The sequence below is a fragment of the Paenibacillus sp. FSL R10-2199 genome, from assembly GCF_038000235.1.
Lineage (GTDB): Bacteria > Bacillota > Bacilli > Paenibacillales > Paenibacillaceae > Paenibacillus_AQ > Paenibacillus_AQ phytohabitans.
This window is the reverse complement of the sequence record NZ_JBBOBO010000001.1, coordinates 1,603,479-1,616,608: the sequence shown is the minus strand read 5'-3', so window position 1 is coordinate 1,616,608 and position 13,130 is coordinate 1,603,479. Positions and strand designations below refer to the sequence as shown.

General features: G+C 54.4%; 9 protein-coding genes and 2 riboswitches. Of the genes, 6 read left to right on the top strand and 3 right to left on the bottom strand.

Annotated elements, in window-relative coordinates:
- Window positions 1–52 precede the first annotated feature (52 nt).
- Together uvrA and uvrB are read right to left on the bottom strand one after the other, a co-directional pair.
- The gene (gene uvrA / locus NYE33_RS07075; RefSeq protein ID WP_076246510.1) at window positions 53–2,929 is read right to left on the bottom strand and encodes an excinuclease ABC subunit UvrA; all 2,877 of its coding nucleotides are present in this window, start codon (window positions 2,927–2,929) and stop codon (window positions 53–55) included.
- A gap of 678 nt (window positions 2,930–3,607) precedes the next feature.
- A complete protein-coding gene (gene uvrB, locus NYE33_RS07070) occupies window positions 3,608–5,599 on the bottom strand; it encodes an excinuclease ABC subunit UvrB (RefSeq protein WP_341065271.1) in 1,992 nt (663 codons plus the stop codon).
- Window positions 5,600–5,780: 181 nt separating this feature from the next.
- On the opposite strand from uvrB, the gene NYE33_RS07065 reads away from it, so the two are divergent.
- The 3 genes from NYE33_RS07065 to NYE33_RS07055 all read left to right on the top strand — a co-directional run bounded on the left by NYE33_RS07065 (window position 5,781) and on the right by NYE33_RS07055 (window position 8,176).
- On the top strand, window positions 5,781–6,569 hold the full coding sequence (locus NYE33_RS07065; protein WP_042140177.1) for a flagellar motor protein: 789 nt from the start codon (window positions 5,781–5,783) through the stop codon (window positions 6,567–6,569).
- Complete coding sequence (locus NYE33_RS07060; protein WP_336101237.1) at window positions 6,566–7,459, top strand: flagellar motor protein MotB; 894 nt, start codon at window positions 6,566–6,568, stop codon at window positions 7,457–7,459. Before NYE33_RS07065 ends, NYE33_RS07060 begins: the two co-directional genes overlap by 4 nt.
- Before the next feature lie 84 nt (window positions 7,460–7,543).
- A complete protein-coding gene (locus NYE33_RS07055) occupies window positions 7,544–8,176 on the top strand; it encodes a hypothetical protein (RefSeq protein ID WP_336101238.1) in 633 nt (210 codons plus the stop codon).
- Between the two features lie 133 nt (window positions 8,177–8,309).
- Here the strand turns inward: NYE33_RS07055 and gcvH are convergent, their stop codons facing one another.
- Window positions 8,310–8,702, bottom strand: a complete 393-nt coding sequence (gene gcvH, locus NYE33_RS07050) for a glycine cleavage system protein GcvH (protein ID WP_039302830.1) — start codon at window positions 8,700–8,702, stop codon at window positions 8,310–8,312.
- Window positions 8,703–8,886: 184 nt separating this feature from the next.
- A riboswitch (glycine riboswitch) is annotated at window positions 8,887–8,982 on the top strand.
- 3 nt (window positions 8,983–8,985) lie between these two features.
- Window positions 8,986–9,085, top strand: a riboswitch (glycine riboswitch).
- 86 nt (window positions 9,086–9,171) lie between these two features.
- On the opposite strand from gcvH, the gene gcvT reads away from it, so the two are divergent.
- From gcvT to gcvPB, 3 genes are read left to right on the top strand one after another with little or no spacing between them, the layout of a single operon-like run.
- Entirely contained in the window at window positions 9,172–10,293 is a 1,122-nt protein-coding gene (gcvT, locus tag NYE33_RS07045) for a glycine cleavage system aminomethyltransferase GcvT (protein WP_042140181.1), read from the top strand.
- Complete coding sequence (gcvPA, locus tag NYE33_RS07040) at window positions 10,293–11,645, top strand: aminomethyl-transferring glycine dehydrogenase subunit GcvPA (protein WP_341065267.1); 1,353 nt, start codon at window positions 10,293–10,295, stop codon at window positions 11,643–11,645. Before gcvT ends, gcvPA begins: the two co-directional genes overlap by 1 nt.
- Window positions 11,642–13,102, top strand: a complete 1,461-nt coding sequence (gene gcvPB / locus NYE33_RS07035) for an aminomethyl-transferring glycine dehydrogenase subunit GcvPB (protein WP_341065266.1) — start codon at window positions 11,642–11,644, stop codon at window positions 13,100–13,102. Before gcvPA ends, gcvPB begins: the two co-directional genes overlap by 4 nt.
- Window positions 13,103–13,130 lie beyond the last annotated feature (28 nt).

Sequence of the window (13,130 nt, the reverse complement as noted above, 5' to 3'; positions counted from 1 at the left end):
ATGCCCACCTCGCAGTGGACCATGGGCTATTTAAGTTTGCAGCTTCCTCCGGTTACACCGTATCAGAGGTCTGAAGTTCAAGCGCCTGAGTACGTTCGGTGTCGCGGATGAGGACCGGCTTCAGATACCGGCCTGTGTAGGATTCCTCGACAGTAATCAGCTTCTCCGGTGTTCCGGTCGCAAGCACCGTTCCTCCGCCGCTGCCGCCTTCCGGCCCCATATCAATAATATAGTCAGCAGTCTTGATTACATCGAGGTTATGCTCAATGACCAGGACCGATTCACCGGAATCCACCAGACGGTGCAGCACCTCAAGCAGACGGCCAATGTCATCTACATGCAGGCCGGTCGTCGGCTCATCCAGAATGTACAGCGTCTTGCCGGTACTGCGGCGGTACAGCTCGGAAGCCAGCTTCACGCGCTGCGCTTCACCACCGGACAAGGTTGTCCCCGGCTGGCCGATGTTGATATAGCCCAGACCCACATCAAGCAGCGTCTGCATTTTGCGGTGGATACGCGGGATATTCTTGAAGAATTCCGTTGCATCCTCGACGGTCATCTCCAATACATCGGAGATACTCTTGCCTTTATATTTCACTTCCAGCGTTTCGCGGTTATACCGTTTGCCCTTGCAGACTTCACAAGGCACATACACATCCGGCAGGAAGTGCATCTCAATCTTGATAATCCCGTCTCCCCGGCAAGCCTCACAGCGGCCGCCCTTCACATTGAAGCTAAAGCGCCCCTTCTGGAAGCCGCGTACCTTAGCCTCATTGGTCTTGGAGAACAAATCGCGGATATCATCGAACACACCTGTATACGTGGCCGGATTGGAACGTGGTGTACGCCCGATCGGTGACTGGTCAATCTCAATTACTTTATCCAGATTCTCCAGACCGCGGATTTCTTTATGCACACCGGGACGGACCTTGACAGCCTTGTTAAGCTGGCGTGCCAGGCTCTTATAGAGAATTTCGTTAATAAGTGAAGATTTGCCGGAACCGGATACTCCGGTGACCGCTGTAAAGACACCAAGCGGAATCTTCACATTTACATTCTTCAGATTATTCTCTTTAGCCCCGCGAATCTCTATCCAGCGCTCATTATCGGTAGGCCGGCGCGTCGAGGTGACAGGGATGAATTTGCGTCCGCTTAAGTATTCACCTGTCAGGGAGTTCGGATCGTCCATAATCTCCTGAGGTGTACCTTGAGCAATTACCTGTCCGCCATGTATTCCGGCACCGGGGCCAATGTCGATAATATAGTCGGCAGCCATCATGGTATCCTCATCATGCTCAACGACGATCAGAGTATTGCCCAGGTCGCGCATATGAGCCAGCGTAGCAATCAGCCGGTCATTATCACGCTGATGAAGCCCGATGCTCGGCTCATCCAGAATATACAGGACGCCCATCAGACTGGAGCCAATCTGTGTAGCCAGCCTGATCCGCTGCGCTTCACCACCGGATAACGAGCCCGCTGCGCGGCTAAGCGTCAGATAGTTCAGCCCTACATTTACAAGGAATCCTAAGCGGCTGCTGATTTCCTTAAGAATCAGGTTAGCGATGGCCGTTTCTTTCTCACTGAGCTTGAGATTCTCGAAGAAATCCAGACAATCTCCAATCGAAAGATCCGTTACATCGGCAACATTCTGCTGATTAATCGTCACGGCCAGAATCTCTTTCTTCAGTCTTTTGCCTTTGCAGACATGGCATGGCTTGGCGCTCATGAAGCCTTCGATAAACTCACGGATGCCTTCGGAGGCAGTATCGCGGTAACGGCGCTCCAGATTCGGGATGATCCCTTCAAAAGCAACAAGTGCATCCTTGCGCTGGCCAAAGTCGTTCTCATAACGGAAGCGGATCTTCTCGCTGCCCGTTCCGTGCAGCAGCTTGGTCATATGCTCCGGCGACAGGCTACTGACAGGAACATTCTGCGGAATATTGAAATGCTCACATACCGACTTCAGGAACTGCGGATAGTAGTTCGACGTACTGCCTGTCCAGGCTAAGAATGCACCTTCTTCGATGGACTTCTCCGCATCCGGGATCAGCAGATCCGGATCGACTACCATCTTCACACCAAGCCCGTCACATTCCGTGCAGGCACCAAATGGGCTGTTGAACGAGAACATACGCGGAGCAAGCTCTTCTATACTGAACCCGCAGATTGGGCAGGCGAAGCTTGCGCTGAATAAAAGCTCTTCCTGGCCCATCACATCGACCAGAATCTGACCGCCCGACAGCTTCAGTGCAGTCTCCAATGAATCGGTAAGACGAGTCTCAATATCATCCTTAATGACAATCCGGTCGACAACGACTTCAATCGTATGCTTCTTATTCTTCTCCAGTACAATATCTTCCGTAACTTCGCGAAGCTCACCGTCAACACGCACACGAACGAAACCTTGCTTGGAGATATCCGTGAACAAGCCCTTATGTTCACCCTTACGGCCGGAAATCACAGGTGCCAGAATCTGCAGGCGGGTCTTCTCCGGGTATTGCATAATCCGGTCAACCATCTGTTCCACCGTCTGTGATGTAATCTCTATACCATGATCCGGACAATGGGGATGCCCAACCCGGGCAAACAGCAGCCGCAGATAGTCATAAATCTCTGTAACCGTACCTACGGTCGAACGCGGGTTACGGCTTGTAGTTTTCTGGTCAATCGATATGGCCGGGGATAGCCCGTCAATGGAATCCACATCCGGCTTCTCCATCTGACCCAGGAACTGGCGGGCATAGGCAGACAGCGATTCAACGTAACGGCGCTGGCCCTCGGCATAAATTGTGTCGAATGCCAAAGATGATTTACCCGAGCCGCTCAGTCCCGTCAGCACAACGAAGCGGTCACGCGGAATCGTTACGTCGATGTTCTTGAGATTATGGGCCCTTGCGCCCTTGATTATTATACTTTCGTTCGCCAACGGTACCTCTCCTTTATAAAAACCTATTAAAATGGAAAAACATTTAGCAAAATATTTTCGATCCCTCCCAAACCCTCCCTTCCAAGGGAGGGCCCCAAGGGTTGCACCCTCTGGACACCCGCAAGCTCGGCGGAAAGAGTTAGGACTGGGATGGAATTGGCTACTGGGGCAATGGGAGCGCTAGTCCCTACGGGACCGCTATACTATAGGCGCAGGATACGGCTCGCTGCATGCTACAGCGGGCCGACAACCGCTGTCCCTACGGGATGCGCGGACTGCGGCTGTTCCTACGGAATGCGCTAAGAGCTTAACTACAAGCTGTCCCTACGGGATACGCGAACTGCGGCTGTTCCTACGGAATGCGCTAAGGGCGTAACTGCAGCTGTCCCTACGGGATACGCGCGAACTGCGGCTGTTCCTACGGAATGCGCTAAGTGCTTAACTACAAGCTGTCCCTACGGGATGCGCGAACTGCGGCTGTTCCTACGGAATGCGCTAAGGGCTTAACTACAAGTTGGCCCTACGGGATGCGCAAACTACGGCTGTTCCTACGGAATGCGCTAAGGGCGTAACTGCAGCTGTCACTGCGGGATGCGCGAAGGGCAATCTATCTTCAAAAAGAACGGCCAGTGAAGCGCCGTTCCGTGATCATTAAGTGTAAGTGCTGGCGGGGCCAGCTTACTCGGCCCGCAGTTCAAGCAACGCATCGCGCAGCTCTGCGGCGCGTTCGAATTGCAGGTTCTTGGCCGCGTCCTTCATCTCGGCCTCCAGACGCTGCATCAGGCTCTGCTTCTCTTTCTTGTTCAGCTTGCCGCCGGCGCCGGTGAGATAATCGGCCTTGGACTCGGCCACCTTGGTGGCCTCGATGATGTCACGCACTTTCTTGTTGATTGTCGTTGGCGTGATGCCGTGCTTCTCATTATGGGCAATCTGAATTTCACGGCGGCGCTGGGTTTCGCTCATCGCCTTCTCCATGGAATCCGTAATGCGGTCGCCGTACAGAATGACACGTCCATCAGAGTTACGGGCCGCCCGGCCGATGGTCTGAATGAGTGAACGCTCGGAGCGGAGGAAGCCTTCCTTGTCAGCATCTAGGATGGCGACAAGGGAGACCTCCGGCAGGTCAAGACCTTCTCTTAGTAAGTTAATACCCACCAGTACATGGAACGTACCGAGCCGGAGATCACGCAGGATGGCCATTCGCTCCAACGTCTTGATATCGGAGTGCATATACCGCACCTTAATCCCGATTTCCTTGAAGTAATCGGTCAGATCCTCGGACATCTTCTTCGTAAGTGTTGTAACGAGTACACGCTCATCACGCTCTACACGGTCACGGATTTCGCTGATCAGATCATCGATCTGTCCCTCTGTAGGGCGTACTTGGATGATCGGGTCCAGCAGGCCGGTAGGACGGATAATCTGCTGCACCATAGTATCGCAGTGCTCCATTTCGTATGGTCCCGGTGTAGCAGACACATATACAATCTGGTTCACTTTCTCTTCGAATTCCTCGAACTGCAGCGGCCGGTTATCCAGCGCGGACGGGAGTCGGAAGCCATGCTCCACCAATACTGTCTTACGCGCACGGTCACCATTATACATAGCCCGGATCTGCGGCAGCGTTGCATGGGACTCATCAATAACAATCAGCATATCATCCGGGAAGTAATCCATTAAGGTATATGGAGTCGCTCCCGGCTCACGGAAGGTAAGCGGGCCGGAATAGTTCTCGATACCGGAGCAGAAGCCCACTTCCTTCATCATCTCAATATCGTACCGCGTCCGCTGCTCCAGCCGCTGGGCTTCCAGCAGCTTGCCCGCATCACGAAGCACGGCCAGCCGTTCCTCAAGCTCCCGCTCAATGTTGATAATAGCTACACGCATCGTTTCTTCCTGGGTGACAAAGTGCGAAGCCGGGAAGATCGCTATATGATCGCGCTCACCAATCAGCTCTCCTGTGAGAACATCAATCTCGGTAATGCGCTCTATCTCATCTCCGAACAGCTCCACACGGATCGCATGCTCCCCCTGTGAAGCCGGGAAGATCTCGACCACATCGCCGCGTACCCGGAACGTCCCGCGTACGAAGTTAATGTCATTGCGCTGGTACTGGATCTCCACGAGCCTGCTCAGAATCTGATTGCGCGGCTTATCCATCCCTACCCGCAGTGTCAAAAGCATACTTCCGTATTCCTGCGGCGAACCGAGGCCGTAAATACAGGACACACTCGCAACAATAATAACGTCACGCCGTTCGAACAGCGAACTGGTGGCGGAGTGCCGGAGCTTGTCAATTTCTTCATTTATGCTGGAATCTTTCTCTATGAAGGTATCGGAGGAAGGAATGTACGCCTCAGGCTGGTAGTAATCGTAGTAACTGACGAAGTAGTCAACGGAATTGTTCGGGAAAAATTCTTTGAACTCACTCGCCAGCTGCGCCGCAAGCGTCTTGTTGTGCGCAATGACCAGCGTCGGGCGGTTCAGTTTGGAAATCACTTGTGCGATGGTAAAGGTCTTGCCTGTACCTGTCGCTCCCAGCAGCGTCTGGTGCTTCTTGCCCTGCCGGATGCCGTCCAATAATTCTTCTATGGCATGAGGCTGATCGCCCTGGGGTGTATACTCGGACTCCAGTTCAAATGTCTTTGTACTGACGACAATATCACTCATTTGCCCGTCTCCCCTCTATCGTCTAAAATATATGAATATATTATAATTGTAGCCCTAATAGTTGCCTATCCATACCGTACTGAAAAATATGGAAGATAGGAATACACGTTCCCGTTTATTATACAGCGTTGCCCAGATTGATGCAAACCATAATATATAGAAATTTAAGGAGCTTGAACTTATGGATATCACTTCAATTATCGGCCTGCTGGCAGGCATTGCCGCAATGATCGGCGGCTTTCTCTGGGAAGGCGGAAGCTTATCCGGCCTGCTGCAGCTGAACGCCGCGCTGATCGTATTCGGCGGCACCCTTGCCGCTGTACTCATCAGTTTTCCGGCCTCCAGATTACGCAGCGTCCCGGCGGCTCTGCGCCTGGCATTCGGCAGACATCCCGACACCACCCAGGAGAAGGCCGAAGAGCTGATCTCCATGGCTGCAATCACTCGGCGCGGGGGTGTGCTTGCGCTGGAGAAGAGAGCGGAGGAGCATCCGGATACCTTTACCCGCGAAGGGCTGTTTCTTATTGTCGACGGCACCGATCCTGATCAGGTCCGGCAAATTCTTGAACTGGAGATGGACGCCAAGGAACTGAAGTATGAAGGCTATGCCAAAATCTTCGAAGCCGCCGGCGGCTATGCTCCGACTATGGGCATCATCGGCACCGTAATGGGATTAATACGGGTACTGAGCAATCTGACGGATCCCTCTAATCTGGGGGCCTCGATCGCTGTAGCTTTTACAGCAACGCTCTATGGCGTAGCCAGTGCTAATCTTATATTTTTACCCATCGCCTCCAAAATCAAATCCCGCAGCCAAAGCGAACTGGGCAGCATGGAGATGCTGCTTGTCGGTATCCTGTCCCTGCAGAATGGGGATCATCCGCATCTGGTCCGCAAAAAACTGACCGCCTTTATTCCCGATGCCTCACCTAGACGCAGCAGCAATAATAACCCGGGAGACCCGCTATGAGACAAAGAAACCGCCGCCAGGGACGTAGTAGAGGTAAGGAGAACCGGGACCGCTGGATGATTACCTATGCGGATCTGATTACGCTTCTGCTCATTTTTTTCATCATCCTGTACGCCATGAGCAGTCTGGATACGCAAAAATACACGATCGTTACCGGTTCATTATCTGATACCTTTAAGAGCGGCAGTCCTGTGCTTGAAGGCGGAAATGGAGTGCTGGATGGTAATCAGGGGAACACGGGAGCCGCAGTCTCGAATGAACAGGAAGCAGGCGGAAGCACTGGTGGCGGTCTTTCTTCCGGGGGCAATGTGAAGGAGAGTGGTTCGAACGGAACCGGGACGGGCACAGATACATCCGGGCAAAACGGGGAAACTGCAGAACACCAGCCTTCGGCGCGTGAGCTCGCTTTTCGTGAGCAGGAGGCCAAACTGGCCGCGCTTATGGGTGTAATCACCAAATACGTGGAAGATAACAACCTTGGGGAGCAGATCTTTGTAGCGGATAAACCGCAGGGCATTGCCATCACGCTTAGCGACCGGTTCCTGTTCGATGCCGGCAAAGCCGAGCTGAAATCACCTGCCTTCCCGGCACTGCGCCAGCTCTCCGGCCTGTTCCGCGGAATCGGTGCCACGATCAGCATCGAAGGCCATACCGACAATGTCCCGGTAACCGCCGCTTCAGATTACACGGATAACTGGGAGCTATCCGGCGCCCGCGCACTCTCTGTGCTGCGCTTCTTCCTGGATAACGAGGGGCTTAGCCCCGATACTTTCCAATATGCCGGTTACGCGGATACCAGACCTGCTTACGATAACACTACCGTTGAAGGACGGCAGAAGAACCGCCGGGTCGAACTTATTGTCCTGCGGCAGCTTCAAGAGGAAGAATAACACGTATCTGCAAGCGAATCAGCTCAGAGATCTGCAGATGAGAAGGCACGGCAACCATTTGCTAGTATAAGGAGATTGAACGCTATGCAGACTACAAACGGAACGACACCGGACGCCACCCGTTTTCTCTATTTTCTGCGGCAGCTGGTTTCGCTGATCATGATTGTTTTTGCCCAGGGAATAATTACCTTCTTCATTGGTTTATTATCTGTATTTATGATGTTCTTCTCCTCCGATTACTTCTGGGGGGACCTGGCCCATGTGTATCCTCCCGATAAACTGATGTATATAGGCATTGACTTCCTTATTGCCGGCGCAGCCTTTGCCCTGCCCTGGCTCGGGGTCTGGTGGATGCTGTACGGTTTGTCCGAGGATGGACGCATCCGCTGTTTCCCTCTTCTTTTACTCTTCGCTTATCTGACATTTGTGATCCTCTTTCTGCAGATCAATCCGGTCTATAACCCGGAAGCCATGATCCCTTCCTCCGCCGGGGAATCCACATTTCTGGTCTGTATGGGCATGTCTGCCGTGGTGCTTTTCCCGTTTTATTCGGCCGGTGTGTATTACTTCGTGCTCAAACCCAATACCCGTCCCAGAAAAAGATACCGGTTCCTATTGCTGTGCCTTATCTTTGCCGTTACGGGTCTGGCTCTGCTGCCCGCCCTTTGGCACTTGGCTCCCCGCATTTATCCGGGGCTGCTTAGCTTTCCGGAGTGATACAGAAACGCAAAAAGACAGACCTCTCACATTAGTGACATCTAATGTAATAAGAGAAGCCTGCCGTGTTCATCTTTTCGTAAATCCAGTTCAGTCATCTATTCTAATAATCCGGGTACATAAACGGTTGAAACTATTCCCCAACCAATTCCTTATAAGCAGCCGCATCCAGCAGGCCGGAAGCTGCCTCGGCAAACTCACCGTCAAGCTCCAGCTCAAAAATCCAACCGCCGCCGTATGGCTGATCATTGATCAGCTCCGGACTGGATTCGAGTGCGTCGTTGATCTTGGTTACCTTGCCGGATACCGGCGAGTACAGCTCCGACACCGTCTTAACAGACTCGATGCTGCCTACGCTGTCGCCCGCGGAAATGGCTGCGCCGACTTCCGGAAACTCAACAAACACGATGTCGCCCAATAAATGCTGCGCATGATCCGTAATTCCCACACGTACTACGCGTCCTTCACCCTGCTGTGCCCATTCATGCTCTTCGCTGTATAGCAGGTTGTCCAACACTTCACTCATTTCCAAGCCGCCTCTTTTCCACATTTGGAGTTCTAAATTTAGTTATAGCCTAAGTTATGACCTTGCCTAATGTCAATATAACTGACAGGAAAATTAAATTTGTCATCTTTTTGACGTTTTTTGATTGACAGCGTGCTTGTAAACCCGGTTTAATGGAGTCAGTAGAAAAACATATGGTTTGCGAATGATGGCATAGGGAGAGACTGACCCTCAGGGGCAGCGCCGAAGGAGTAAGCCCGGGATGGGTGAATCTCTCAGGCAAAAGGACCTTTGCCGGACGCATCTCTGGAGAGCATCCACAGCCTGGACAACAGGAAACGGATCACCAACGGGGAAACCTGCGGGCATGATAGCAGGGTAACTCTCAGGTACAAAGGACAGAGCGAACGTCTATTGATGCATGTTTGATGTGCATTGATGGACTTTCGCCTGTCCTTTTTTGCATGTAAACAGACTAAGGGGTGACACGATGGAGTCTTTGAGAAGAACGCCTTTTTATGATCTCTATGCCGCTTATGCGGAGTCCAGATGCATTGATTTCGGCGGCTGGGAGCTGCCGGTGCAGTTTACTGGCATCGTTAAGGAACATGAAGCGGTCCGCCAGCAGGCCGGACTGTTCGATGTATCGCATATGGGTGAATTCATGGTTGACGGCAGCGGCGCTGAAGCCTTCCTGCAGCAGTTGACCACAAATGACGTCAGCCGCCTTGCAGACGGCGCGGCGCAGTATACCCTGATGCTCTATCCGAGCGGCGGCGTAGTAGATGATCTGCTCGTCTACCGCCTGGGCCATGAGCGCTATATGCTCGTCGTGAACGCCTCCAATATCGACAAGGACTTCCAGTGGCTGCAGGAACATCTCACCGCTGAATTCAGCGGTGTCAGCCTGAAGAACGTCTCCGATGAGACGCTGCTGCTCGCTCTGCAGGGTCCGCTGGCTGAGACGATTCTGGCCGAAGTTACCTCTGCCCCGCTCGCAGAGCTGAAGCCCTTCCACTTCATCGAACACGCCGAGGTCTGCGGCGTATCTGTACTGCTCTCCCGCACCGGCTATACCGGGGAGGACGGCTTTGAGCTGTACGCCCCGGTCCACACAGCGGCTGCACTCTGGAATGGTCTGCTGGCCGCAGGCGCGCCGCATGGCCTGACCCCTGCCGGACTCGGCGCACGCGACACACTCCGCTTCGAAGCCAAGCTGCCGCTGTACGGCCAGGAGCTCTCGGCGGATATTACGCCGCTCGAAGCGGGTGTCCAGTTCTTCGTGAAGCTGGACAAAGCGGATTTCATCGGCCGTGATGCCTTGCTGAAGCAGAAGGAAGCCGGTCTCCCGCGCCGCCTTGTGGGACTTGAAATGATCGACCGCGGGATTCCCCGCTCCCATTATCCTGTATATGCCGACGGTGTGAAGATCGGTGAAGTCACAACCGGTACTCAATCCCCAACGCTGAAGCGGAATCTCGGACTTGCCCTGCTGGATGCTGCCTATACTGAGATCGGCACAGAGGTGTATGTGGAGATCCGCGGCAAGCAACTGAAGGCTGCCGTGATCAAAGCCCCGTTCTACAAAAAGAGCCAAGGAGTGAAGCCGTAATGAAGCACCGCTATCTGCCTATGACGGAGCAAGACCGCGCAGAAATGATGGAGACTGTCGGGATTCAGTCCATCGATGAGCTATTCGCTGATATCCCTCAATCTGTCCGCTACCAGGGAACGATGCCGATGTCCGGCCCGCTGGACGAATATGCGCTGCTGCGCCATATGAAGGGTCTGGCTGACAAGAATGCCGACTTTGATACCCATGCCAGCTTCCTTGGCGCCGGCCTCTATGACCACCACATTCCTGTTGTCATTAACCATATTATTTCCCGTTCGGAATTCTATACTGCCTATACCCCTTATCAGCCGGAAATCAGCCAGGGCGAGCTTCAGGCAATCTTCGAATTCCAGTCCTATATCTGTGAGCTGACCGGTATGAAGGTCGCCAATGCCAGTATGTATGACGGCGCAACGGCCTTCTCCGAAGCAGCCGTGCTGGCCACAGGCGCCACGAAACGCAAAAAGCTGATTGTCTCCCGTACGGTTCATCCGGAAGCCCGCCAGGTGCTGCGTACTTCGGCCAATGCCTGGGGCCTGCAAATCGTGGAAATCGATTATAAGGACGGGGTTACCGATCTTGCCAAGCTGGCTGAGGCCATTGATGCCGATACTGCCGCCGTTCTGGTCCAGTCGCCCAACTTCTTCGGCGGCATCGAGGATCTGCGCCAGATTGAGCCGTTGATCCACGCCGTCAAGGGATTGCTCGTGGTCAGCGCGAATCCCATTGCACTCGGCGTGCTGGAAACGCCCGGCAAGCTGGGCGCCGACATCGTAGTCGGCGATGCACAGCCGCTGGGTATCGCTGCATCGCTCGGAGGACCAACCTGCGGATTCTTCGCGGTTGCCGAACCGCTGATGCGCCGCATGCCGGGCCGGATCGTCGGCCAGACCGTTGACCGTAACGGCAAGCGCGGCTTCGTCTTGACCCTGCAGGCGCGTGAGCAGCATATCCGCCGCGAGAAAGCGACGTCGAATATCTGCTCTAACCAAGCGCTGCTGGCGTTATGCGCATCCGTCTACTTGTCCGTGATGGGCAAGGAGGGCATGCGCGAGGTTGGTGAGCTGAACATCCGCAAGAGCCATTACGCCGCCGGACGGCTGGCTGAAATCACCGGTGCAGAGCGCGTCTTCACCGCCCCGTTCTTCAATGAATTTGTCCTGAAGCTCCCGGAAGGCAGCAGTGTCAGTGAAGTGAACTCCAGGCTGCTGAAGGCAGGTTATCTGGGCGGCTATGATCTGGGCCGTGAGTATCCGGAGCTTGCCGGACATATGCTGGTTGCCGTGACTGAGAAAAGAAGCAAGACCGAAATTGACGAATTCGCCACTGCACTGGAGGGCTGTATATGAAACCGGAACAAACCCTGATCTTTGAATTAAGCCGCCCCGGCCGCTCGGCTTACTCTTTGCCTCTATGTGATGTGCCGCAGGAAGAGAGCATCAGCTCACTGATTCCTGAGGGCTTGCTCCGCAGCGAGCCGGTAGTGCTGCCGGAAGTCTCCGAAGTGGATGTTATCCGCCACTATACTGCCCTGTCCCGGCGTAACTTCGGGGTCGATAACGGCTTCTATCCGCTCGGCTCCTGTACGATGAAATATAATCCGAAGATCAATGAGGATGTGGCCCGCTTCCCCGGCCTTGCCAAGATCCATCCGTACCAGCCGGAAGAGAGTATCCAGGGTGCACTTGAGCTGATGTATACGCTGCAAAAGGATCTCGCCGGACTGACCGGCATGGATGCCGTCTCCCTGCAGCCTGCCGCCGGTGCCCATGGCGAATGGACCGGCCTGATGATGATCCGCGCCTACCATGAGAGCCGCGGCGAGGTCCGCTCCAAGGTCATCGTGCCGGATTCCTCGCACGGCACCAACCCGGCCAGCGCCGCAGCCGCCGGACTCGACACCGTCACCATTCCTTCCAATGATAAGGGAATGGTCGACCTCGAAGCGCTGAAGGCCGCGGTCGGCAGCGACACCGCCGCGCTGATGCTCACGAACCCGAGTACTCTCGGACTGTTCGAGACGCAGATCGTCGAGATCGCCGCGATTGTCCATGAAGCCGGCGGATTGCTCTATTATGACGGAGCGAACTCCAACGCCATCATGGGCATCACCCGCCCGGGCGATATGGGCTTCGATGTGGTCCATCTCAACCTGCACAAGACGATGAGTACGCCGCACGGCGGCGGCGGTCCGGGAGCCGGACCGGTCGGCGTGAAGGCGAAGCTGATTCCGTTCCTGCCCCAGCCGTCGGTGGTGCAGAACGAAGACGGCAGCTTCTCGCTTGACTCCGGCGGGCCGCAATCTATTGGCCGCGTCAAAGCCTTTTATGGCAACTTCGGTATTCTGGTCCGCGCTTACGCCTATATCCGCACCTACGGCCCGGACGGACTGCGCGAGGTGTCCGAGAACGCTGTGCTGAATGCCAATTACATGATGCACCGTCTGGCACCTTATTTCGAAATTCCATTCCCGGGTGTCTGCAAGCATGAATTCGTCATGTCCGGCAGAAACCTCAAGCAGTACGGCGTACGTACCCTGGATGTGGCCAAACGGCTGCTCGACTTCGGCTACCATCCGCCGACTGTCTACTTCCCGCTGACCGTAGAGGAATGTATGATGATCGAGCCGACTGAAACCGAAAGCAAGGAAACGCTTGACGGCTTCATTGAGACGATGATTCAGATCGTTAAGGAAGCGCAGGAGACACCGGAGATCGTAATTAATGCACCGCATACCACGGAGATCAGCCGTCTGGATGAGACCCAGGCCGCGCGGAAGCCGGTACTGAACTGCTCCTGCGGCTAAACGCGACTGGCGGCAACGCGCAGGCGAA

Bases quoted from the DNA above. Each gene is read 5' to 3' on its own strand.
- uvrB (WP_341065271.1), bottom strand. From the start codon at position 5,599: ATGAGTGATATTGTCGTCAGTACAAAGACATTTGAACTGGAGTCCGAG.
- NYE33_RS07065 (WP_042140177.1), top strand. From the start codon at position 5,781: ATGGATATCACTTCAATTATCGGCCTGCTGGCAGGCATTGCCGCAATG.
- NYE33_RS07060 (WP_336101237.1), top strand. From the start codon at position 6,566: ATGAGACAAAGAAACCGCCGCCAGGGACGTAGTAGAGGTAAGGAGAAC.
- NYE33_RS07055 (WP_336101238.1), top strand. From the start codon at position 7,544: ATGCAGACTACAAACGGAACGACACCGGACGCCACCCGTTTTCTCTAT.
- gcvH (WP_039302830.1), bottom strand. From the start codon at position 8,702: ATGAGTGAAGTGTTGGACAACCTGCTATACAGCGAAGAGCATGAATGG.
- gcvT (WP_042140181.1), top strand. From the start codon at position 9,172: ATGGAGTCTTTGAGAAGAACGCCTTTTTATGATCTCTATGCCGCTTAT.
- gcvPA (WP_341065267.1), top strand. From the start codon at position 10,293: ATGAAGCACCGCTATCTGCCTATGACGGAGCAAGACCGCGCAGAAATG.
- gcvPB (WP_341065266.1), top strand. From the start codon at position 11,642: ATGAAACCGGAACAAACCCTGATCTTTGAATTAAGCCGCCCCGGCCGC.